Genomic DNA, 24196 nt, shown 5'->3' on the forward strand with positions numbered 1-24196 from the left:
CGTTTTACCTGAAAAATATGTCCATGGTTCTTTTGATATATTCCCGCAATGAAATTTGTTCACCAAGAAAAATACACTGTACTGAAAGTCCTGGTACTATGAGTGGGGATTTCTTTTTCACAATAGCTTTAATAAAGATTACCTGGTCTGATTTGATTTGTTCAACACGGTCAGAAATGTCAATAATTTCGGCGCTAATACGCTCATCAATGCCAGGGATCATAAACTCAAGTTCCATATTACTGGTGAGGTAAGGTTTGTATGGAAATTTTACCGGGATGTAAAGAATAAATCCTGAAGTATCGGTAACTGAAATGTATTCAGTTTGTTCTGTCAGATAATGCGTAAAAACCATTTTACCTGAAACAGGTGATTGCAGCAGGTATTTTGTTTTTGTTTCGAGCAAAAATTCAATCTCATTTTCGTATGCATCTATCCGCTCTTGAATGAGTCTGATTTCTTCAGGTTTTTGACCTGTTTTTGCGATTTCGTAGTCACTTTTTGCAATTTCAATATTTGTGATGGCCGAAAGGTATTCAGTTTCAGCAATTTCAAACTCACTTTCGGTAATGACACTATCCTGGAACAGTTTTGATAAACGTTCATAGTTTTTCCGGGAGAAATCAAAATTCTGTTCTGCCAGGGTAAGTTTTTGTTTTAAATTTTCAACGATCTCGACTTTTTCACCTGTGCTGCTGCTTTGTAATTGTTTTTTTTCAACTGCCGAGAGATTTTTAAGCTGCTGGATTCGTTCTTCCACCAGCCTTGAATAAAGAAATCCAAGTGTGTCTCCAGAATCCACAATTACATTATTTGCCATTCCTTCCCTGAGCGAGAGTGTGGCAATATCGCCACGTTCAAACCTGTAACTGGTTGATAACTCGATGGCGCCGGTTTTATAGTTAGTCAATTCACCATAAAAATTACCTTCCAGGTCAGCCCTGAGCGTCCATTTCTTAATTGGTTGTATCCATGCTGTGGACCTGAAATTAAAAGGTACTGTGAAAGGGAAAAAAAAGACAATCCCAAGAATCAAGAAAACAATCAGCAATGCAAAATACTTACGGTATCTGTACCTCATCAAAACGTTATTATTGCTTGAAATTAGTAAAAATAGTTATTAATCAGCTAGTTAGTGTCTAATAGTTGTTATAGTTTTCAAAATTTGTAAAATAATCAGCAGCAAAAGTAACTATATTAACTTAAATCAGGCCTTTGACAATCTGCAATTGCAAATGATTTCGTGAATTAATAATAAAATAATCAAAAAAATATTGGGGTAACGATTAATCAATTACTTTTGCCACCGATTGTTTTTAGTTCTCATTACATATTTAATTATTTATTATGAACATTTTCGTAGGAAGTTTGCCCTTTACATTAGAAGAGAGCGAACTGCAAGAGTTTTTTGAAGAGTACGGTGAGGTTACGTCAGCAAAGATCATTTCTGACAAATTTTCCGGAAGAAGCAAAGGTTTTGGTTTTGTTGAGATGCCCAATGACGAAGAAGCCAAGAAGGCTATTGAAGAATTGAACGGCGCAGAAGTCAACGGCAGAACTATCGTAGTCAATGAATCTGAAAAACGCGAAGGCGGCCCAAGGAGAAGTGCTCCAAGAAGTGGCGGCGGTAATTTCAGAAGTGGCGGCGGTAGTGGCGGTGGATACAACAGAGGTGGCAGTGGCGACCGCAGAGGCGGTGGCGACAGACGTTCCTCTTACTAATAAGTGTTGGACTGTTACTGTAACAAACCTTATGTGAAAATTCTTGCCCACAGGAGTAATCCTGTGTAAGCTAAACAAAAGGCTGTCTCAAATCTGAGGCAGCCTTTTTTGTTGGGAATTTAGCCTACGCTCAAAATTGATTGATAAAACAATGACTATTAATAATGAAGACCAACTTTCTTCGCCAAAAAATCTACTCTTTACGGGAACAACTAATACCGATTGCACTTTCAATATAGTCCAATTTCGACTTCGTCTCATTGTACTATTTTCAAGTAGCATCGGTATTTACCATTGTAAAATTATAAAATGGTTTGGACCATTTTATAATTACAATTGGTATAAAATGCAAACCCACTCCATTAACCAAAGAGAAGGATTTGATGCTACAAATGAGCGAAGATGACATCAAATATGGCCGGACTGTTTCGCAGGATGAACATATAACACGGAGTGAGACATGGCTAAGCAAAAGAAAAGCTTAAAGACTTCACCCCCAACAATTATAAACCATCAGCCCAACAACAAAAAGTAGCGGAATGATATAAAACGGCGGAAAGATTTTTTGGATAGCGCTGATTGGGTTTGAAACCCAGTCAGGGTTCGTTGCCGGGGAGGGTGAGATGTTGAGACAAAGCATGCAGTTGAGACAAGGCATGCCTTGTCTCAACGGTTAATCGGCGCATGAAACCTGTCAGGGTACGAAGTACCTGCCAGGGTTTTTGAGGTAAAATTTATTCCCCCTTTCCCATTTTCCTGCTATTTTTGCCCAAAACATTTTTATCCGGTGAAATTTCAACTCACATCCGAATTTGTACCTACGGGCGATCAGCCGGATGCCATCCGGCAATTGGTGGAGGGACTGAACCGTAATGATATGGCGCAGGTGCTACAAGGAGTAACAGGCTCAGGGAAGACCTTCACCATCGCCAATGTGCTGAACGAAGTGAACCGTCCTGCGCTGGTGCTGAGCCACAACAAAACGTTGGCTGCGCAGCTTTACGGTGAGTTTAAGCAGTTTTTCCCGCAAAATGCCGTAGAGTATTTCGTCTCTTACTACGACTATTACCAGCCGGAGGCTTTTCTTCCGAGCACCAACACCTACATCGAAAAAGACCTCTCGATCAATGATGAAATTGAGAAACTGCGGCTGAGTACCACCTCGTCGCTGCTTTCGGGCAGGCGCGATATCATTGTGGTGTCTTCGGTGAGCTGCATCTACGGCATCGGCAACCCGGACGATTTCACCAACAATGTAATCCACCTGAAAGTGGGACAGGCGATGCACCGCAACGATTTTCTACTGAGCCTGGTGGGGTCGCTTTACTCGCGAAATGAGATCGAGTTCCGGCACGGCCACTTCAGGGTGAAGGGCGATGTGATTGATGTTTTCCCTGCTTATGCCGATTTTGCTTACCGGCTGGTGACTTGGAACAATGCTGTGGAAGAGCTGCTCAGTTTTGATCCTGTTTCGGGAAAGGAGCTGGAAGCCTACGATCAGATTGTGATTTACCCGGCCAATATTTTTGTGACTTCAAAGGAGAAGATGAAATCGGCAGTACTTGAAATCCAACAGGATATGTTTCGCCAGACCGAATATTTCCGGGATAACGGCAAAAACCTCGAGGCCAAACGACTCGAAGACCGGGTGAGCTATGACATCGAGATGATGCGCGAACTGGGTTACTGCTCCGGCATCGAAAACTACTCCCGCTATTTCGACGGACGCAAACAGGGAACTCGCCCGTTCTGCTTGCTGGATTATTTCCCCGACGATTTTCTGCTGATCGTGGATGAAAGCCACGTGACCATGCCGCAGATCAGAGCAATGTACGGCGGCGACCGCTCGCGTAAGCAAACGCTGGTAGAATATGGATTCAGGCTGCCCTCGGCGCTGGACAATCGCCCGCTGAAATTCGACGAGTTTGAAGCCATCACCGGGCAAACCATTTACGTGAGCGCCACACCTGCCGAGTACGAGCTGATGCGCAGCGAAGGGGTGGTGGTGGAACAACTCATCCGCCCGACCGGCCTCCTCGACCCGGTGATCGAAGTCCGTCCAAGCCTCAACCAAATTGACGACCTGCTCGAAGAGATTGACATTGTGGTAAAACGCAACGAACGCATTCTCGTGACCACCCTCACCAAACGCATGGCTGAGGAGCTGTATAAATATTTCACCCGCCTTGACATCAAGAGCCGATACATTCATTCCGATGTGGAAACGTTGGAACGGGTAAAGATCATGCGCGAGCTGAGGCTGGGCGATTTTGATGTGCTGGTTGGTGTCAACCTGCTGCGCGAAGGACTCGATCTGCCGGAGGTTTCGCTGGTAGCCATCCTCGACGCCGACAAAGAGGGGTTCCTCCGCTCAGAGCGCTCCCTGACCCAAACGGCAGGACGCGCCGCAAGGAACATCAACTCAAAAGTGATCATGTATGCCGACACAGTCACCGAATCCATGAGAAAAACCATCAATGAAACCAACCGCCGCCGCGAAATCCAGATCCGGTACAACGAGGAAAACAACATAACACCCACCCAGATTACCAAATCGTTCAATGACATAATGGGTCAGACTTCGGTGGCAGGCGCCCAGATGCCAAAAGGAAAGGCATACATTGAAAACACCGAAATTGACGTGGCTGCCGATCCGGTGGTGAAATACATGTCCAAAGAAGAGATCGAAAAAGCGATCAAACAAACCCGTAAAAAGATGGAAGAGGTGGTCAAAGAGCTGGATTTCATTAGAGCAGCCCAGTTTCGCGACGAGCTTTTCGGGCTCGAGGCAAGGCTGAAAACGCTAGATAAAGAATGATCCTTAAGTAGGATGATTTGAGATTGAAGATTTAAGCTTTAGCAAGGGAAAATGAAACAAGAATCGGACAACCCAGTATGGGTTAGACTATAATAGAAAAAGGAGAATACTTTAATAATTTACAACCCAGTATGGGTTGGACTACTGCCTTAACAAGGAAATTAGAATTTGCTATCACCCGCAACCTGACAACATGGAAGAAATATTGCTTTTCATAGCTATTAAAGCCGCCATCGCTGCTGGCGACGAAATCATGCTACATTACAACAAGCCGTTCGATGTGGATTACAAAAGCGACCACAGCCCGCTTACCATTGCCGACCGGAGCGCCCACCATGTAATTGCTGAAGCGCTTAAACCAACTGGAATCCCGCTGTTAAGCGAGGAAGGAAAACACAACCCTTTTAAAGAACGGAAAATGTGGAAGTTACTCTGGATCGTTGACCCGCTGGATGGAACGAAAGAATTTATCAAACACAATGACGAGTTTACGGTGAACATCGCCCTTGTAAAGGAAAATAGACCAGTCTTGGGGGTGGTTTACTGCCCTCCCATGCGAACACTTTATTTTGGCTCTGAGCATTTAAGCAAAGCATATAAAGCTGTTGTGAAGGAAAATACCATTAATCCGGATGAAATCCTTCATCATGCTGAGCCATTGCCAATCATCAAAAAAAAGAAAATGCTGACCGTGGTAGCCAGCAAATCCCATTTAAACCAGGAAACTTCAGATTACATCAATCAATTGACTGAAAAGTTCGGCGAAATCTCCCTGACCTCCATAGGCAGCTCACTCAAGTTTTGTCTTATTGCCGAAGGCGCCGCCGACATCTATCCCCGTTTTGCTCCTACCTACGAATGGGACACTGCAGCCGCACAGGCAATTCTGGAAATATCAGGGGGCGAAGTGGTCAACAAAGACACCAACGCCCCCTTGATTTATAATAAAGAAAATCTTTTAAATCCTGGTTTTATTGCCAGGAAAAAGATCATTTAGGCAAAATGAATCATTGCTTAATGACATCCAGTAATTCTACTTCAAACACCAGTGGTGCATAAGGTGGAATATCTCTGCCTGCTCCACGCTCACCGTAAGCCATGCGGGATGGTAGAACAAATTTTCCTTTGCTTCCAATGTTCATCATTGCAATACCTTCGTCCCAGCCTTTAATTACCTGGCCTACACCAAGTGTAAATTCAAACGGCTGACCTCTGTCAACAGAAGAATCGAACTTTGTACCATCCAGCAATGTTCCCGTGTAATGAACCTTCACCTTATCCCCTACCTCTGGCGCTGCTCCGGTACCTTTCACCTGTTCGATGTAATACATTCCAGATTCAGTTGGTGCAGAGTTAATATTGTTTGCTGTGAGATACTCCTGAATTTTAATATCTTCATCTGCTTGTGCTTCAAGCATCTCAGCTTCAAACTCAGCCTGAATTTCAGCTTCAGTCTGAATTTTATCTAATGAAACATTAAACAGCAATTTCTCAACACCTGCAGCAAAGGCCGGAATTTCGGGGAAGCCTGCTGTTTTGAGGAAAAAAGTTTCGGCATTAACCATAAAACTGGCACTGTCACCCAGATGCATCATAGCCAAAGCTTCAAAGAGATCGCCTTCATTTTGAGGTTTACTCATTGGAAGCATCATGTTGCCACCCGGGTTCATGTCGCTTGAATAATAAACAGTATCAGGTGTACCGTAAGTAAGACGCAGCGTCAGAATATCGCCTTCAGCCGGAGCTTTGGAATCTTCGTTCTGCACGTGAAAATAATAACCGATCCCTGTTTTGGTAAGTTCGAAATCAATCTCACCCGATTTTCCTGTCTGGCAGGAAGTAAAAGAAGTACCTGAAATCAGCAATGCTGTTAACAAGCATAAAACTCTTGTTTTCATAAAATTAAATGATTTGTTTGTGATTAAAGTGAATGTAAATATTTAAAAAAGAATTAATTAACAACTTCGATAAGTTCAACCTCAAATACCAGTGGGGTAAATGGTTTAATATTGTTTCTTTGCTCTGCACCATATCCAAGGGCAGATGGCACAATCAATAAAGCTTTTCCACCTTCGGCCATCATCGCAATAGCCTCGTCCCACGCAGGAATCATTTCACCCTGACCAAGCGTAAACACCACCGGCCTGTTGCGTTCATAGGAGGAGTCAAATACCTTACCATCAAACAGAGAGCCTTTAAAGTGAACTTTCACTCTTTTCCCTGCTTCAGCTTTTTTTCCGCTTCCCTGGATTATTTCGACAAAATACAAACCACTGGCAGTAGGCTTGGCAGTAATGTTCTTTTCCATCACATATTTTTCGATCAGCTCGCCTTCAACTGATTTACGGTTAACGGCATCCATTCTTTCTGCCTTCATTACCGGAGGCTCGGGATAAATCTTTAAGAGCTTAATATCAAAGTAAATCTCTTTCTGATCTTTTACAATAGCAGGTAACTCCCTGTAATTCATCATACTGATGAAAAACTTTTCGGGACTCATTACAAAAGTGGCACTATCGCCAATTCTCATCATCATGATTCCCTCCGGTAAATCGCCATTCTCCTTAGGGTTAACCTGAAAAGAAATTGGGTTCATTCCACTTTGGAAAAGCATGGTATCTTTTGTCCTGTAATTCATCAAGACATTTACGATGTCAAATGCTACAACCTGGACAGAGTCTTTATTTTGTAGGTGAAACTTGTATTTCAAACCGGAAGAGCTCTCTTTAAAACCATCTCCCCTTTTACATCCGGAAAAAATTGTGAAAATAAAGGTTACAACTACTACAAAAAAAACAAAACGTGTATTCATTATCCTATTCATTTAACTAAATTATTTAAAATCAATGACTTTAATTTCATAAACAAGCGTTGATCTCGGTGGTATCTTATTTTGGTCGCCAGTAAGCCCCCAAGCCAGATGTGATGGAATTATAACTCTTGCCCGGTCCCCGACTTTCATGAGCAGAATAGCTTCTTCAAGTCCAGTCTCAACCCCACCCCTGCCGATTTCAAACTCTTTAAACCCGGTTTGTTCGGACGAATAAATCAAATCCCCATTTAACAATCTGACATTATAATCCATGACGACAATTTTACCTTTTTCTGCCTTTATGCCATTGCCTTGCTCGACAATTGCAAAACGAAGACCTGTGCCTGTCTTTTCCATTTCCCATCCATATCTGGTCATGAAGTCTTGGATGATTTGATCTTCAGTATCAACAATATTTTTATTTGCTTCGATCAAAGGCTCTCTGAGCTTGTTTTCGTCAAATTTAGTTTCTCCGGATGTTCCTTGCTCCCCGCAACTAAAAAGTGCTGTGAGGCCTGCTAACAAAAAACTGAAATATGTTGAATTTTTCATCAATTCAGTTTATTTGACATCAAAATCAAGTTGGCTAAAGTACAAAGGTAAGATCTCCTTTATTTTTCTGATAGTTTCTTCCATTGGCACAAATGAGTCGCCACCGGCAGCATTTCGATGTCCACCTCCAATAAAGTATTTCGTAGCAATTTCATTGGCAGGAAAATCACCTTTTGACCTAAACGATATCCTGATCCGGTCTTTACGTTGTGTTAGTAAAATGGATAAATTTATTGTTCTGATAGATAAAGGGAAGTTCACAATACCCTCGGTGTCTCCCTGCTGAAAATCAAATTGCTCCAACTCGTCCAATGTCAAAGGAATCAACGCGGTTCTTTGCCCAACAATTATTTCCATTTTTTGATGTAAAGCATAGGCCAGCAAACGCATCCTTTTTTCAGAAAAATTATCATAAATCAATCGATGCAGTCGTTCCGCATGAACACCTCTGTCAACAAGATCAGCAACAATCCTGTAGGTTCTTGATTGGTTACAATTAAAACTCAATGAGCCGGTATCTGTAATTATTCCAGCATAAAGACTTTCTGCTGCGGCTTGATTTATCCGATCATTGAACTGAAGCATTTGCAGGAAATCATAAACCAGTTCAGCAGTTGATGAAACTGAAGTGTCATGTAAGACATACTGAAATCGCTCAATTTCCGGGTTGGGATGATGGTCGATCAGAATTTTGATCCCAACTGCTTTCTGAAGAGGTACTTCCATTTCTCCCAACCTGTTGAGGGCATTGTAATCCAGGCAGAAAATGATGTCAGCTGTTTTCAATGCCTTCTCTATCTCAGTTTTATTACGATCATAAAACAATGAGTTCTCACTATCTTTTATCCAACCTAAAAAAGATGGGAAATGATTAGGAAAAGCAATTGTCACATGATGATTCATCTGCTTTAAGATGTGATAAACAGCCATAACCGATCCAACAGCATCGCCATCAGGGTTGAAATGTGAAGTGATAACAATATTGAGTTGTTTTGAAAAAAGGCCGGTAAGTTTATCAAGATCAGTCTTGTTCAATGGAAACTACAATTATATTTACGTGATTCAATTCCTGAAAAAGGCTGCAAAGCTATAATAAAAAACGTTAAATGCAGGCTGTTTTTTCATTCTTGACTATTTTTGCCGCAATTAATAAACAATTCAGCATGAGAGGAAATATCACTTTTACGATGATTAAGCCAACGGCGATGAAAAGAGGATACGCCGGGCACATATTAGCCAGAATTGGAGATGCTGGTTTTAGAATTTCAGCCATGAGACTCGTTAAATTGAACAAAGAGCAAGCAGAGTCCTTCTATGCTGTTCATAACGGTAAACCTTTTTTTGAGAGCCTCGTGGAATTTATGTCCTCAGGTCCGATAATTGCCGCAATACTTGAAAAGGAGAACGCTGTTGATGAATATCGAAAACTAATCGGCGCCACTAACCCACAGAATGCCGAAAAAGGAACAATTCGATATGATTTCGGAACAAATCTGCAAGCCAATGCTGTCCATGGCTCCGACAGTGATGCTAATGCCAGCATCGAGGCTGACTTCTTTTTCTCAAAGTTTGAGCGGTTCTGATTTCTGATACGCTTGATCAATCATTCACTTGGGTAATATTCTTTGAAAGTCAGATCGTCAAAAAACAAAACGATCTTTTCAAGCTTTTTACCATTTGCAGAAAAATGTAATGCTTTAGTTTCCTTTTTTCTGGCATCCTGTCGGTTTTCGTACCTTACAGGCTCTTCATCCTTAACTTCTTGTTTTAAACTCTGCACCGTTGGAGGCTCCATAGACTGATCAGTCCTCAATTCCTTATTCCCCACAACTTCTTTGTTTTCATCTGAAACACTTTTGAAAAGCAGTGGTTCCTGTTTTTTTGCTGGCGGGAGTTGGTCTGAATCAAACAGATTATAATCCTTGTTCATGGCGCCCTTGCCGTGTAGGAGCCATTCTGTCCGCAATTCAGGAAACCGTTTTAGCACCTTCATTACAAGATCAAGGCTTGGCTTGTTCCTTCCCGACATAATGTGAGAAATATTTGAAGGCTGTACATCAATTGATTCAGCAAACTCGGCATTCGTCATTCCTTTTGTTGAAATGACCAATGCAATCCGATCATGAATTTCATCCATCGTTCTGCAAATTTATTTTTTACAAAAGTATATTATTATTCATTTACTTATGTAATTTATTAAAATTTACATTTGTTTTAATGATGTACAATTGTATACTTTTGAATTGATTATTTAGTTTAAACATATTAAAAACTTGATATACAATATTTTAATATTATGAATTAAATTTTGATCTGAGTGATTTAAACAATTAAAATTATCTTCAAACATGGCTTGATGTAAATTATGTAAATGACAGATTAATAACGACTAACAAATTTATAATACAATTGATTAAAGAAAATTATCTATTTTTACAATTATCATCACTATTTAAGGCTGATGATTACACATGTAACATTAAATTTTAATTTTAGAAATGTAAATTAGCAATGTTTTCTGATTTTGCTTACCGGTATTTAAACGTTGATAATGTCATTCCAGAAAACTTGAAGAAGTACTTCCCCCCTACTTCACGTCGAATCATTTTTTTTTCGTTTTTTGATGAGTTTCCTGTTTTTGAGAGAAAGCAGAAAAATGAGTCAAATAAAATTTGTCTCCCAAATTCGCTATTTTTGCACCTATTTGGTATTATAAATTCTAAATGTTGAATATGAAATTGAATGGACTCAACTTCTATCTGATTCTCAATACATTTTTTATTGTATTCGTCTCATGTGGAACAATGAGCAACAGGGTAGACTTTAAAAGCTCATCCCGACTCAATGTCGTCGCTACAACAACGATGATCACTGATCTGGTTTATCAGATTTGTGGTGATAGCATCAATCTTACCGGGCTAATGGGAAGCGGTGTTGATCCCCATCTGTACAAAGCCACAGAGGGTGATGTTTTTAGGATTTTCGATGCTGATGTAATTTTTTATAACGGTTTGCATCTCGAAGGACGGCTGGAGGACATTTTCAGAAAAATGAAACAACGAAATATCAATTCCATAGCTTTAGCTGATGCACTGGATAAAGAAGACCTTATCAAAAGTGAGGGCGGCCAGGAATTGTATGATCCACATATCTGGTTCAGTGTACAGAATTGGAAACAGGCTGCCATCTTTATAACTAAATCCTTGATTGAGATGGATGAAAAAAATGCAGCTTATTACAGTCAAAGCCTGCAGCGTTATTTGCAGGAATTGACAGATCTCGAAAATTTCATTTCGGAAAGTGTTGAACAAATTCCCTCAACCCGCCGTGTGCTGATCACTGCACACGATGCTTTCGGTTATTTTGGCCACGAATTTGGCTTTGAAGTAATTGGATTACAGGGTATTAGCACAATTTCAGAGTCAGGAGCCAAAGATGTGCGTAAACTGGCTGATGTGATCTTTGACCGCCAGATACCTGCAGTTTTTATTGAGTCCTCAGTATCAGACCGAAATATAAAGGCGTTAAAAGAAGCTGTGGCCTCGCGGGGCTTTGAAATTAGGATGGGTGGCACACTCTACTCTGATGCGCTTGGCTCTGAAGGTACACCCGAAGGAACTTATGTCGGTATGTATAAACATAATATGAGAACAATCAGGGAGGCTTTAAAATAACATGAAATTATGAAATCATCATTAGCGCTTGAAATACATGATCTTACGGTAGCCTATAAGTTTAAACCTGTGCTGTGGGATATTGACCTTGATGTTCCTGAGGGAGTGATGATGGCCATTGTTGGACCGAATGGCGCTGGTAAATCCACGCTAATAAAATCGGTACTTGAGGTTGTGAAGCCCCTTGCAGGAACTGTAAAGATTTTTGGGGAACCCTATCAGCGTGTGCGCCCACGAGTGGGATACGTTCCACAAAAAACCAGCGTTGACTGGGATTTTCCAACTACAGTCCTCGATGCGGTATTGATGGGAACCTATGGAAAAATCGGTTGGATCAGGCGACCAGGAAGAAAAGAAAAAGAAATTGCACTCCAGGCTATCGATGAAGTGGGGCTTGCTGATTTTGCAAACAGACAAATCAATCAATTATCCGGGGGACAGCAACAACGGGTATTTCTGGCAAGGGCCCTTGTGCAGCATGCCGATGTTTATTTTATGGACGAGCCATTTCAGGGTGTGGATGCTACAACCGAAAAAGCCATCATCAACATTTTAAAGAAGCTGAAAGAAAAAAACAAAACGGTTATTGCTGTTCACCATGACTTGCAGACAGTTACCGAGTATTTTGATTACATGGTCTTTGTGAATGTAAAAAAGATTGCAGATGGTAAGGTTGAAGATGTTTTTACTAACGAAAATCTGGAAAAAACCTACGGAACATCGTTTAACCTTGCAGTGCTTGAATAATGAATTATGGCAATAATGAAATTCTTTGTTGATTTATTTACCGATTACACGATCCAAACCATTGTAATGGGTACAGCAGTGCTTGGTTTGGTGAGTGGATTATTGGGAACCTGGGCTGTACTAAGGAGGCAAAGTCTTTTGGGAGATGCAGTGGCGCATGCTTCATTGCCTGGTATTGCCGTAGCCTTTTTAATTACAGGTGTAAAAAATTCGTTGTTTTTCTTTGTTGGCGCAGCACTCGCAGGATGGCTGGCAACAATTTGGATTTCAAGCATTACAAACAATACCCGGATAAAGAGCGATACAGCCTTAGCCATTGTTCTTGCTGTGTTTTTCGGATTTGGTATGGTGCTGATCACATTCATCCAGCGGATGCCAAATGCTAACCAGGCCGGACTCGAGTCTTTTCTTTTTGGTCAGGCGGCAACAATGCTTCGCCAGGATGTGATCACTATTTCGATTATCGCTGGCGCAGTTTTCGCAATTGTTGGCCTGTTTTGGAAGGAGTTCAAGCTACTGACCTTTGATCCTCAATTTGCTCATTCTATTGGATTTAACATCAAATTACTCGATACTCTGCTTAATACACTGATAGTGATTGCGATCGTGCTGGGATTGCAGGCAGCAGGAGTCGTGCTGATGAGTGCCCTGTTAATAGCACCGGCTGCAGCAGCAAGGCAATGGACAAACAAACTAAAAAGAATGGCAATACTTGCGTCGATATTTGGATTAATTTCAGGAGTGGTTGGAACAGCAATTTCCTCCACTGCATCGAACCTGTCAACAGGTCCTGTTATCGTTCTGATATCCATTTTTATCGTTGCAATTTCGTTTCTTTTTGCACCGCAGCGTGGACTGATTGCACAGTTTTTTTTAAAACAGAAAAACAAAAAACGGATCGCATTAAACACCATGTTGGTTAACATTTATCAAATCTGCGGCCAACATGAAAACCAGGAGCACCTGCATTCGATAAGCATACTTAAACCATTGCCATCTTTCAATAAGGTAACAATAAACAAGTTATCTGAGAATGGCCTGATTCGCCTTATCGATATGAAGCAGTGGTGTTTGACTGAAAAAGGTATCAATAAAGCCAAACAAATCATCGAAAATGGAGGATAATAAATGATTGGTTTACAGATTGAAATTATCGTGATTGCAATGCTTGTGGCCGTTACCTGTGCCATCCCTGGCGTTTTCCTGGTACTTCGCAAAATGTCGATGATCAGCGACGCCATCAGTCATGCCATCCTTCCGGGTATTGCTATTGGATTTTTAATTACACATTCAATTCATTCACCTTTTTTAATAATACTCGCTGCCCTGATGGGTGTTATCACCGTTGCACTGACAGAGGCAGTAAGCAATACCAAATTGGTCAAAGAAGATGCCGCTACCGGGCTTGTTTTTCCGGCGCTTTTCAGTATCGGGGTAATTTTAATTTCGATGAATGCCGGAAATATTCACATTGACACCGATACAGTATTGCTGGGTGAAATCGCATTTGCACCTTTCGACCGGTTTACCTATAATGATGTTGATCTTGGACCGAAAAGCCTCTGGGTGATGAGTCTCATTTTTACAATTAACCTGCTTTTTATCTGGATATTCTTTAAAGAGCTGAAATTAAGTACTTTCGATATCAATCTTGCCACTAGTTATGGCTTTATACCCGTAGTGCTCAATTACGCCCTCATGAGCATTGTGTCGGTAACAATTGTCGGCGCTTTTGATGTAGTTGGCGTAATCCTGGTCATCGCTTTGATGATTGCCCCTGCAGCCACTGCCTCCATGCTCACCAACAAGCTGAAGCAAATGATCTGGTTCTCTGTTTTGATAGGTATGCTGGCCGCTCTGTCGGGGTATTGGATAGCGCGTTTTTTCGATGCTTCCATTGCAGGAGTTATGGCCACAATGTGTGGGGTGATTTTTTTTATTGTTTATTTGTTTGCTCCAGAACGCGGATTGATTGCTGCCATGAAACGCCGCAACCGGCAAAAAACTGAATTTGCTCAAATGACCCTGGCCATTCATATTTTCAACCACAGCAGAGAAAATGATGATCTTCAAGAACGAATGAAAGGCCAGCTGCCATTTCACCTGGGATGGGACCAGCCCTTTATCGAAAAAATTGTGAAACGATCAGTAAATATGGGAATAGTGACTGTTGAAAAGGAATTGATTTCGATCACAGATAAGGGAAAAAAATTTGTTGAAGCTGCCAACAGCCTCATCGGCTCCAAATATCATCCAAGTTTTACAACTTTACGGAATGAGTTCATCATCTTCACCGACTCTTAGCGATTGATATTGAGGAGTTTCAGTAACAGGAACCTGATCATATCTGTTTCATTCAACTCCAATTAAGGGTGCCCAACCGGTTGTTCGCTGTTTCTATTGGTAGGTAAATAAAATGACAAACGCTGGTAAAGTTCGCTGATATCCACCGGTTTATTGATGCAACCGGAGAATAGTTTCCTTATTTCTGCATCAAGTTTTGGAAAATCAATGGATGCCGTGAAAGCGATGATTGGAATATCTTTCAGGTCTGGGTCTGCCTTGATTACCTTAGCTGCTTCAATACCATTTTTTACCGGCATCTTCATATCCGAAAGGATTAAGGTTGGCCTTATTTCTTTTGCTTTTTCGATCAATTGTTCGCCATTTTCAACAACATGCAGTTCCACAGCAGTATCTACAAAAAATGACTGAACTACTTTTCGGTTCAATTCTTCATCATCTGCCACCAGCAAAACACCACCGGTAAACTGAAAATCAATATTTCGGGCTATTGGCTTTGCTCTTTTAAACTCCGATGTTTCAGGAAAAGCTAAGGAAACCTTGTGCAGACTCACTGTGAATGTACTTCCTTTACCAGGCTTGCTTATCAGGGTGATGTCTCCTCCCATCAGATTTGAAAACTTTTTCGATATAGCCAGTCCAAGACCAGTCCCTCTATATAAATCACTTTCCTGATGCTTAGCCTGGACAAATGATTCGAAAATATCTCTCTGATCTTCAGGTTTTATACCAATTCCGGTGTCTTCCACAACAATATCAATATGATATGTACTCGAAGCGTAAAATTTCTGGTGACTTACTGATGGCCGAACGCTGATTTTAACATATCCATGATGAGTGAATTTTAGCGCATTTCCAACCAGATTGACTAAAATTTGACGAAGCAGCACCTGATCAAGGTAAAAATGCTCCGGGAGGGTTTCATCATAATCTGCGCTAAACTCAATTTCGGCGTCTTTTGCGCTTAGATGAAATGAATACCAGATATCATGAATCAATGATTTCAGATTTGTATGTACCGGATTAACCTCGATTTTTCCAGCCTCAATTTTTGACATATTCAGCACATCATTGAGTAAAGCCAGAAGATTATAACTGCTTACTTCAATGGCATCAAGGTATTCTCCAACCTTTGGGTCGGTAATGGTCGTTTTCATTTTTGAATTAAACCCGATAATCGCATTTAACGGTGTTCTTACTTCATGGCTCATATTGGCCAAAAACTGACTCTTAAACTCCAACGCACGCTCGGTGTCCGATTTGGCTTTACGCAGATCAGCATTGGTCTTTTCTAATGCAAGCTGAGTCGCTTCTAATTTTCGTTTTGCTTTCCTCACGCGCGTGAACAGGTATGAAATAATCCCTAAAACAATAAAAGCTATAATGACTAAACTGATCATCACACGGGAAATCCGTATCTGCCTTTCGTTTGCAATCTTTTCCAGTTCCATCTTCTGGTTCAATTCCTGCTCTCGTCTTTCAAAATCAAAATTGGCCTGCATCTCCTTGATTTGAATATCTTTTTCGATGGTAAAGATTGAATCCTTGAATTGGTTTTCAAGTTCGAGGTAATCGTAAGCTTCCTTGTAATTTCCTTGATTATAGTAATAGTGGGAATAAACTCCATAAATGTTTCGAATGACGTTCAGGTTGTTTTGCGATTGGGCAAGCTCATAACTTTCCTCCAAATATTTTCGGCCTTCCAGGTCTTTGTTTAAAAATATCATCAGACATGAACCCATATTCATAAGCAATCTCGCGCGTTCATGGCCCGGTAAATATTCCTTCAATTCATAGGCAAGATCATAGTTTTCCATGGCCAGCTCATACTCTTTCTTTGCCTGATGCACGGCGCCAAGGTTATTATAAATCCCGGAAAGTGCACGATGGTTTTCTACCAATTTAAGCACACTAAGTGCCTCGCTAAGATACACGTAAGCCGAGTCATGAAGTTGCATTTTGTGAAACAGCGCACCAATATTCATTTGGGTTATGGCTATTTTTTCCTTGTCACCTGCATTTTTCTTCAATTCCAGGGACTTAAAATAATACTTACTACTGGTTTCATAATCATTGATCGTTTGATATAAAATACCCAGGTTATTGTAAATTTGTTCAATACGAAGGGTATCTTTGGCATTTTCGCTGATGCTGAGTGCATTCAGCCAATATTCGGCTGTGGTTTTGTAATCACCCTGATAATAATAGGTGGTACCAAGGATACTAGTAAAAACAATTTCATGCTTGAAATTTTTGACTTTAATTGCATAGGATATGGCCTCTTTGCAAATTTCCCGGCACTGATCAATATCCACATTCATCAAATAATCGGTCATCGCGTTGTAAGTCCACAAGATATCGTCATCGGAAATTGTATCACTTTGCATGACCATTCTCAGGCTGTCGATGTATTTGTCAGCTTTAAGACTTTGGAAAAAAAGCAGAAAGATGAATACCAGGTAGATTTTTTTCATTTAATCATCAGTTTAGTAAGTCAATACCTGCCAGCTATGAAACATGGTACCATTTAACCGACCGAAAAAACCAAATCACATTATTCCGGCGCTGGCAAACGAATTCAAATCAGGCAGTTTTGCTTTGCAAATATAATTGATGTTGCTTTAAGAATTCATATCCGGAAAAAAGTTTCCAATTTTTAGTACATACTTTTATGCACAAATTAAATATGGACTTTGATTATCAATGGAGTTAGCTTTTTGTATTGCTTTTCATTAACAGGGTTGCATAAAACTTTTTTTTCAGGATGTTTGTTGATAACCAAATTAATTCTACTTTTGCAGCCCGTTTTAAAAAGGGATTTTAAAAAGGAATAGATTTAACTGATTAATAAATGGATACCTTAAGTTACAAGACAGTAAGCGCCAATAAAGAGACAGTAACCAAAGAATGGGTTCTTGTTGACGCTGAAAACGAAGTTCTGGGGCGGTTGGCCTCAAAAGTAGCGCTTCTGCTGCGTGGAAAACTCAAAACAAACTACACACCCCATGTTGATTGCGGTGATAATGTGGTTGTTATCAATGCCGAAAAGGTCAGACTGACCGGCAATAAATGGGCTGATAAGGAGTATATCACCCACTCAGGTTACCCCGGAGGTCAAAAGGTTTTGACCGCCACACAGTTTAAATTAAGAAAGCCAGGCTCGATAGTTGAAGAGGCAGTCAGAGGAATGCTTCCAAAAAACAAACTCTCAAACCAACTTTTCCGTAATCTTCATGTTTACGTTGGTCCTGAGCACAATCAGGAAGCGCAAAAGCCAAGGAAAATCAACTTAAATGAAATTAAATAAGCAATGGAAGTAATCAACACGATAGGCAGGAGAAAAACCGCTGTAGCAAGGGTATATGTTCAACCAGGCAGTGGCAAAATCACCATCAACAAACGTGAAATTGAACACTATTTTACAGTCGAAACACTACAGAATATTGTTCGCCAACCGTTGGAACTTACCAACTATGTTGACAAATTAGATATTAAAGCCAACCTTGACGGTGGAGGTATTAAAGGACAAGCAGAAGCGCTTCGTCTTGCCATTTCAAGAGCAATTATTGAGATGGAACCGGAACATCGTCCTATCCTCAAATCCAATGGGTTTCTCAGAAGAGACCCCAGGATGGTTGAACGTAAAAAGCCCGGTCAGAAAAAAGCCCGTAAAAGATTTCAATTTAGTAAACGATAGTACCCGGATATTAAAGTGTTTAGTATCCAAACCGGTGAGACTTCATCCCGCGTTGAACTACTCATTGGTTGCTTAATCGGAATGTAAACATAAACTCAAAACTCAATGGCAAGAACAAACTTCGAAGAATTGCTCGATGCAGGTGTGCATTTCGGGCACTTGAAAAGAAAGTGGAATCCTAACATGGCTCCTTACATCTTTATGGAGCGTAACGGAATCCACATCATCGACCTTTACAAAACCGCAGCCAAGATTGAAGAGGCTGCCTCGGCGCTTAAACAGATCGCCAAATCCGGTAAAAAAGTGTTATTTGTCGCTACAAAAAAGCAGGCAAAAGACATTGTAGCTGAAAAAGTTAAAAGAGTTGGAATGCCTTACGTTACTGAACGCTGGCCTGGTGGAATGCTAACCAACTTTGCTACCATCCGCAAAGCAGTGCGCAAGATGACCCAGATCGACAGTATGATGAAAGACCCGTCCTTCACCAACATCTCGAAAAGGGAGCGCCTCCAGATTACCCGCGAAAGAGCCAAACTGGAAAAACAACTCGGTAGTATTTCTGACCTGAGCAGGCTGCCATCAGCGCTTTTCATCATCGACATTCTGAAAGAGCACATTTCGGTGGCAGAAGCCAAAAAATTGAGCATTCCAACATTTGCAATGGTTGATACCAACTCTGATCCAAAATCAGTTGATTTCCCCATCCCAGCCAATGACGATGCATCAAAATCAATTTCACTCATCATCGAAATCATGGTAAAAGCCATTGAAGAAGGGTTGATGGAAAGAAAGGTTGAAAAAGATAAGCGCGCCAAGGAAGATGAAGAGGAAGCTGAAAACATCAAAACACGTACAAGACAAGAGCTTGAAGCCGAAATCGAGGATGCAGATGATGAGGACACCCGTGCTTTGAAAAAAGAAGAACTGAAAAAGCTGAAAAAAGAAGAAGAAGAGGTAGTTGAAAGAGAAAAAAGAGCCAGGAAAGGCGCTGCGATTAGAAAAAAGTAACTAACAAACTTTAAAAAAATATAAGATGTCAAATATTTCTGCAGCAGATGTTGCAAAGCTCCGTAAACAAACAGGCGCCGGAATGATGGACTGTAAGCAGGCCCTCGGCGAAAGCAACGGTGATTTTGAAAAAGCAATTGAAATACTTCGTAAAAAAGGAGCCAAAGTAGCGGCCAAACGCGCTGATAAAGAGGCAACCGAAGGTTATGTGATGGCACAAACCAGCCAGGATCATACTTTCGGTGTTGTAGTAATGGTCAATTGCGAAACCGACTTTGTTGGCAAGAGTGAGGAGTATGTCAACTTTGTAAAAACCATCGCCAATAAAGCCACCGAAAATAAAGTAAAAACCCTTGAAGAGGCTCGCGCAATGAAAATTGGCGACCTGACCGTAGAGCAAATGCTCAATGATTTGATCGGTAAGACCGGTGAAAAAATGGAATTCGACAGCTATGCCTCCATTGAAGCACCAAAAGTAGCTTCTTACAATCACCTCGGCAATAAAATTGGTACCCTTGTAGGTCTCAATATGGCGGATGCTCCTAATATCGACGAAAAAGGTCATGATGTGGCCATGCAAATTGCCGCTATGAACCCGGTTGCCTTGGATAAAGATTCCGTTCCACAGGAAGTCATCGACAAAGAAATTGAGATTGGTATCGAGTTATCCCGTAAAGAAGGAAAACCTGAAAACATGCTCGAAAAAATCGCTCAGGGTCGTCTTCAGAAATTTTTCAAAGAAAGCACTTTACTCAACCAGGAGTTCATTAAAGACAGCAAGAAGACTGTGGGTGAATACCTGAAGGAGTCGGATAAAGGATTAACAGTGACTAAATTCTACCGTTTTGGATTGGGTTCTTAAATTTAGGGAAAGTATAAGCACAAAAAAAGGTAGCCCGATGTGGTTACCTTTTTTTTTGGATAAAAAGAGGCTATCTCTAAAGTCTGGAATTAACCCGAAACGTTGAAAATCCAAATGAAAAACGTTAGAAACAGCCTCATCAAATCAATCAGCAGTATAGGTATTCACTTCTATTGCGGGAGGATTTTTGAGGTGCTCTTTTACAGCACATAAGTTTGCGGTAGTAATTAATGCCGGTTTATATTTTTCAGGAAAGTCGGCAGGAAGATGAACCTGCAATTCAATATTATCAATGAGGCGCGTTTTGTAGTTGTAATTCATTTTCTGGGTGATAGATATCTCGTCGGTAGGGATATTACGCTGGTCGCAGAAGGATTTGATATAAATCCCTGCACATGTGCCAATGGAAGCTAAAAAAAGTGTGAAAGGCGCCGGAGCACTGCCTTCGCCGCCCGATTGCAAGGGCTGGTCTGTCGGGATAATCTGTCCGTTAAATTCAGCATTAACTTTCTTTTTTCCCTCAAAAAAAATTTTCATTTCCATGATTAAGATTGATGTTTAAGTTTTAATGAGGCAAAAATAGTATAACATTCTGCAGAAAGTTTAAACTGTAAGATTATGTAAAAACCCTTGTAAATAAAGAGTTTCGGAAAAGAATGCAGGGATGAAATTATTTCCCGCCAAATAAAAGTAACTGATCTTTTTGCCACGCTTCCATCACCCATTTTTCCGGAACTACTTTCCAATTGCTATTGGACACCGGACTTATGGCGCCTTTCTTTTCGATCCATTCGACGGTGTGCCAGCGGAGGTCTTTTTCGGTGCTGAATACAATACGTGCATTCAACTCCTCCACCGGTATTCCGGCGCCGACTGTCAGATGATCCCCTCCGCCGTTTCCACGATAGGAATTGACAGCAACTTTGTAAATCTTTTGAAGTTCAAATGGTTCACCATTAACCATTTTACTGATTTTAATCCGGGCGCCTACAGGCATTGAAACATCAACAGTATAAATGATTCCCTCGGCCGCATCGAGGTTCCAGAATGGATTTTGCAGGGAGGCTGTATTGTTTTTACGGAGCAGGATGTTGCCATTTTCATCTTTTTTCATCAGTAAAAGATGGTCTGATGATGATGTCATTTGATTGAACCACAACCCTGCAGAATACTCCAGATAATCTTTGATCTCCTGCCCGGTGAGGGTCATGGTATACAATAGGTTTTCGTAACGATGAAATGTAAACATATCGCGAACTAAAAGAACCCCCGGTTTAATCTCCAGGTCAAAGGAATTGGATGACGCAAATGAAATATCAGCCCCGGTCAAATCCAATTGAACCTGGTGGATAAGGTCAGTGAAGGCTGCATCACCAAAAAAAACAGGTCGTGTTGATAGAGTGGTAGTCAACTCTCCGATTGGCCGTACGACGTAATCAGTAGCATTATCGAAAGCCGGCCTGAATAGTGACATAAATGCCTGATGAGGCTCGAACGGATCCGTTACCACGATTTCACCGGTAATCTCTTTTGTATAGCTGTTTGTTGATTTATCGAGGGTGAGCGTTATATTTGCCACTGCAACGTTTCTGGCTCCATTTAATGCGCCCAGGATCAGGACTTCACTGCCAAAAAAATCGCTGGCCCATTTGTTCCATCCGTGATGATCGTGTCCAACAAAAATGACATCAAAGCCCGGAACCTGCTCGGCAATCAGTAATGAAGCATTCTCATTGAACCTTGTGTTTTCATCCTGGTTGGCGTAAGTATAATCCACACCGGCATGGAAAAGCCCGATAAGCAGGTCAGGCTTTTCGTTTTGCTGAATCTTTTCAACCCAAAGGTTTGCTGCCTCAATCATATCCTGAAATTCCAGGCCTTCCCATGTGTATTCAGGAAGCCATTTTGGAATTGCCGGTGTGATCAGCCCGAGTACTGCAATCCTGACTCCCTGCCTTTCGATGATGGTGTAAGGCTTGAAAAAGGATTCTTTTGTTTTTTGATCAACAGCATTGGCAGCCATCCATGGAAAGTTAAATTCATTCAATACTTTGTTGTAAACTGCAGGTCCCGGCTCAATATCATGATTGCCAACAGTAGCTGCATCGTATTTCATAAAATTCATTACCTGCGAAACGATGTGAGGTTCGTCATTGCGTTCAAAGTTGTAATAGTAGATCAACGGATCACCCTGCAATATATCCCCGTTATCAAGCAAAATTACCTCCTGACCGGTTTGATTTCGCTGCTGCTCCACATAGGAATAGACTTGCGCCAGCGAATGTTGGGTGGCTTGATCTGAAATCAGATCATACGGGAAAATAGCGCCATGAACATCGGTGGTTTCGATAATTTTGATGACAATCCGCTCAGGGCGGGAATTTTGCTGGCAACCAGGCAGGACGAACATTAAAAGGAAAAACAGCGCGTATAAATATCTCATTAGGTTGTATTTATTAGTAGGAAATCTAAAACATTATCTGCCTGCAATATTAACAAGATTTTACTGATAAAAAGGTTGGACTGAACAAAATTGAATATCAGCGGTTTATTGTCCAATTTTGTATGATGACATTCAAATCCTCATTTTCCCTATATGTCGCGTCGTCTTGACTTCATTGAACTTCCAATTCCGGTTCTGATTCGTAAATTGGCCATTCCAACCAGTGTCGGTTTTTTCTTTAATACGATGTTCAATGTGGTGGACACATGGTTTGCCGGTTTAATTTCTACTGCGGCTCAGGCTGGAATGGCGCTGTCATTCCCTGTGTTTTTCATCATTTTATCCGTTGGAATGGGTATTGGAACGGGCACAACAGCGCTGATTGCCAATTCAATGGGGAAGAGAGATGAGGAAGGCGCCAAGATTTTTGCCCGGCAGGCACTTGTTTTTGGTTTTGTTATTTCGGTTGTTCTTTCGATCATAGGATATCTCGTTGTTCCCTATCTTTTCCGCTTCATGAATGCTGAAGGAGAATATCTTGCCCTGGCATTGGATTATATGAATGTAATTCTTTTTTGCACAGTCACTTTTCTCATGAATGGCATTTTGAACGGAATTTTATCCTCCCGCGGCGATACCATTTCTTTTAGGAATTTCCTGATTGCAGGCGCACTGGCCAATATAATTCTTGATCCGGTGCTCATGTATGGTTGGGTTGGTCTGCCGGCAATGGGAATTGAAGGTATTGCCCTTGCCACGGTAATCATTCAGTTTGGAGGTACTCTTTACCTGGGTTACAGGGTTCGACGTACCGAACTCTTTGCATTGATCGAATGGCAGTTGTTTTATCCCCGTAAATCATATCTTAAAGAAATCATGCAGCAGGGATTTCCAGCCAGTTTCAACATGATGACTATCGCTGTTGGCATTTTCATTATTACCTGGTTTGTAAGTGCATTTGGTCAGGACGGTGTTGCAGCTTATGGCATTGCGACCCGCATTGAACAAATAGCGCTGCTGCCAACCATTGGTCTTAACATTGCGGCATTAAGCATCGTAGGCAATAATTTTGGCGCCGGACGCATTGACCGGGTGCTTGAAACTTACCGGAAAAACCTCAAATACGGAATCATCGTAATGAGTATAGGCATGGTGTGGGTTTTTCTGTTTTCCGATCAACTGATGGGGTTCTTTACAAAAAATGAAACGGTAATAAAAATCGGCGCCACTTATTTAGAGATTGCCACCCTCATCTTCAATGCCTACCTATTGCTCAATGTATCCATCGCAGTGATGCAGGGATTGAAAATGCCTATGCTTGCCGTGTGGATAGGAATTTACCGGCAGTTTTTCATGCCAATGCTTGTTTTAACCCTCTTTACGCAGGTTTTGGGTTTTGAGCTATTGGGCATATGGTGGGGAATCGTTGCCATCAACTGGTCAGCGGCGATTATTGCGGTAATTTACACCTTACGTAAATTGAAATCCCTTAGTTTACACCCAGCCTCATAAGTTACTCATATTCATTATTTAACGATGTGATTCCAGATTATTCTC

Annotated in this window: 22 protein-coding genes; 13 read left to right on the top strand and 9 right to left on the bottom strand. The window is 41.2% G+C overall.

What is annotated here, in order from left to right; all coding sequences use genetic code 11:
- Positions 1–4: 4 nt before the first annotated feature.
- A complete protein-coding gene (locus IH598_13135) occupies positions 5–1081 on the bottom strand; it encodes a hypothetical protein (protein MBE0639454.1) in 1077 nt (358 codons plus the stop codon).
- Between the two features lie 266 nt (positions 1082–1347).
- Between IH598_13135 and IH598_13140 the strand changes: the two genes are divergently transcribed.
- From IH598_13140 to cysQ, 3 genes are all read left to right on the top strand, one after another.
- Positions 1348–1722 (top strand): RNA-binding protein, encoded by a 375-nt coding sequence (locus IH598_13140; protein ID MBE0639455.1) that lies wholly within the window; start codon positions 1348–1350, stop codon positions 1720–1722.
- A 787-nt stretch (positions 1723–2509) separates the two neighbouring features.
- Complete coding sequence (gene uvrB / locus IH598_13145; GenBank protein MBE0639456.1) at positions 2510–4540, top strand: excinuclease ABC subunit UvrB; 2031 nt, start codon at positions 2510–2512, stop codon at positions 4538–4540.
- Positions 4541–4733: 193 nt separating this feature from the next.
- Positions 4734–5537: a 3'(2'),5'-bisphosphate nucleotidase CysQ gene (gene cysQ, locus IH598_13150; protein MBE0639457.1), complete on the top strand. Its 804-nt coding sequence runs from the start codon at positions 4734–4736 to the stop codon at positions 5535–5537.
- A 10-nt stretch (positions 5538–5547) separates the two neighbouring features.
- Here the strand turns inward: cysQ and IH598_13155 are convergent, their stop codons facing one another.
- Genes IH598_13155 through IH598_13170 form a run of 4 tightly spaced genes read right to left on the bottom strand, consistent with a single transcriptional unit; the run spans position 5548 to position 8939 of the window.
- Complete coding sequence (locus IH598_13155) at positions 5548–6438, bottom strand: FKBP-type peptidyl-prolyl cis-trans isomerase (protein ID MBE0639458.1); 891 nt, start codon at positions 6436–6438, stop codon at positions 5548–5550.
- A gap of 53 nt (positions 6439–6491) precedes the next feature.
- Positions 6492–7352, bottom strand: coding sequence for an FKBP-type peptidyl-prolyl cis-trans isomerase (locus tag IH598_13160; protein ID MBE0639459.1), 861 nt, complete (start codon positions 7350–7352; stop codon positions 6492–6494).
- A 21-nt stretch (positions 7353–7373) separates the two neighbouring features.
- On the bottom strand, positions 7374–7904 hold the full coding sequence (locus tag IH598_13165) for an FKBP-type peptidyl-prolyl cis-trans isomerase (GenBank protein MBE0639460.1): 531 nt from the start codon (positions 7902–7904) through the stop codon (positions 7374–7376).
- 9 nt (positions 7905–7913) lie between these two features.
- On the bottom strand, positions 7914–8939 hold the full coding sequence (locus IH598_13170) for a bifunctional oligoribonuclease/PAP phosphatase NrnA (protein MBE0639461.1): 1026 nt from the start codon (positions 8937–8939) through the stop codon (positions 7914–7916).
- 128 nt (positions 8940–9067) lie between these two features.
- Between IH598_13170 and ndk the strand changes: the two genes are divergently transcribed.
- Entirely contained in the window at positions 9068–9487 is a 420-nt protein-coding gene (gene ndk, locus IH598_13175) for a nucleoside-diphosphate kinase (GenBank protein MBE0639462.1), read from the top strand.
- A 20-nt stretch (positions 9488–9507) separates the two neighbouring features.
- Here the strand turns inward: ndk and IH598_13180 are convergent, their stop codons facing one another.
- Positions 9508–10041 carry a helix-turn-helix transcriptional regulator gene (locus IH598_13180; GenBank protein ID MBE0639463.1) on the bottom strand — a complete coding sequence of 178 codons (534 nt, stop codon included), beginning with the start codon at positions 10039–10041 and terminating at the stop codon, positions 9508–9510.
- A gap of 595 nt (positions 10042–10636) precedes the next feature.
- Here IH598_13180 and IH598_13185 point away from each other — a divergent pair.
- From IH598_13185 to IH598_13200, 4 genes are read left to right on the top strand one after another with little or no spacing between them, the layout of a single operon-like run.
- On the top strand, positions 10637–11578 hold the full coding sequence (locus IH598_13185) for a zinc ABC transporter substrate-binding protein (GenBank protein ID MBE0639464.1): 942 nt from the start codon (positions 10637–10639) through the stop codon (positions 11576–11578).
- Positions 11579–11587: 9 nt separating this feature from the next.
- On the top strand, positions 11588–12325 hold the full coding sequence (locus IH598_13190) for a metal ABC transporter ATP-binding protein (protein MBE0639465.1): 738 nt from the start codon (positions 11588–11590) through the stop codon (positions 12323–12325).
- 15 nt (positions 12326–12340) lie between these two features.
- Complete coding sequence (locus IH598_13195) at positions 12341–13450, top strand: metal ABC transporter permease (protein ID MBE0639466.1); 1110 nt, start codon at positions 12341–12343, stop codon at positions 13448–13450.
- A gap of 3 nt (positions 13451–13453) precedes the next feature.
- The gene (locus tag IH598_13200; protein ID MBE0639467.1) at positions 13454–14629 is read left to right on the top strand and encodes a metal ABC transporter permease; all 1176 of its coding nucleotides are present in this window, start codon (positions 13454–13456) and stop codon (positions 14627–14629) included.
- A 62-nt stretch (positions 14630–14691) separates the two neighbouring features.
- Here IH598_13200 and IH598_13205 read toward each other — a convergent pair whose 3' ends face one another.
- Positions 14692–17103, bottom strand: a complete 2412-nt coding sequence (locus tag IH598_13205) for a tetratricopeptide repeat protein (GenBank protein MBE0639468.1) — start codon at positions 17101–17103, stop codon at positions 14692–14694.
- Between the two features lie 377 nt (positions 17104–17480).
- On the opposite strand from IH598_13205, the gene rplM reads away from it, so the two are divergent.
- From rplM to IH598_13225, 4 genes are all read left to right on the top strand, one after another.
- Positions 17481–17936 (top strand): 50S ribosomal protein L13, encoded by a 456-nt coding sequence (gene rplM / locus IH598_13210; GenBank protein MBE0639469.1) that lies wholly within the window; start codon positions 17481–17483, stop codon positions 17934–17936.
- Positions 17937–17939: 3 nt separating this feature from the next.
- Positions 17940–18326, top strand: coding sequence for a 30S ribosomal protein S9 (gene rpsI / locus IH598_13215; GenBank protein MBE0639470.1), 387 nt, complete (start codon positions 17940–17942; stop codon positions 18324–18326).
- A 105-nt stretch (positions 18327–18431) separates the two neighbouring features.
- Positions 18432–19334 (top strand): 30S ribosomal protein S2, encoded by a 903-nt coding sequence (gene rpsB, locus IH598_13220; protein ID MBE0639471.1) that lies wholly within the window; start codon positions 18432–18434, stop codon positions 19332–19334.
- A gap of 25 nt (positions 19335–19359) precedes the next feature.
- The gene (locus IH598_13225) at positions 19360–20196 is read left to right on the top strand and encodes an elongation factor Ts (protein MBE0639472.1); all 837 of its coding nucleotides are present in this window, start codon (positions 19360–19362) and stop codon (positions 20194–20196) included.
- 144 nt (positions 20197–20340) lie between these two features.
- Here the strand turns inward: IH598_13225 and IH598_13230 are convergent, their stop codons facing one another.
- Together IH598_13230 and IH598_13235 are read right to left on the bottom strand one after the other, a co-directional pair.
- Positions 20341–20739, bottom strand: a complete 399-nt coding sequence (locus IH598_13230) for an OsmC family protein (protein MBE0639473.1) — start codon at positions 20737–20739, stop codon at positions 20341–20343.
- A gap of 127 nt (positions 20740–20866) precedes the next feature.
- Positions 20867–22606 (bottom strand): bifunctional metallophosphatase/5'-nucleotidase, encoded by a 1740-nt coding sequence (locus IH598_13235; protein ID MBE0639474.1) that lies wholly within the window; start codon positions 22604–22606, stop codon positions 20867–20869.
- 186 nt (positions 22607–22792) lie between these two features.
- On the opposite strand from IH598_13235, the gene IH598_13240 reads away from it, so the two are divergent.
- Positions 22793–24151: an MATE family efflux transporter gene (locus IH598_13240; protein MBE0639475.1), complete on the top strand. Its 1359-nt coding sequence runs from the start codon at positions 22793–22795 to the stop codon at positions 24149–24151.
- The last annotated feature ends 45 nt before the right edge of the window (positions 24152–24196 follow it).

It is taken from the genome of Bacteroidales bacterium (genome assembly GCA_014860585.1).
Classification (GTDB): Bacteria; Bacteroidota; Bacteroidia; order Bacteroidales; family 4484-276; genus RZYY01.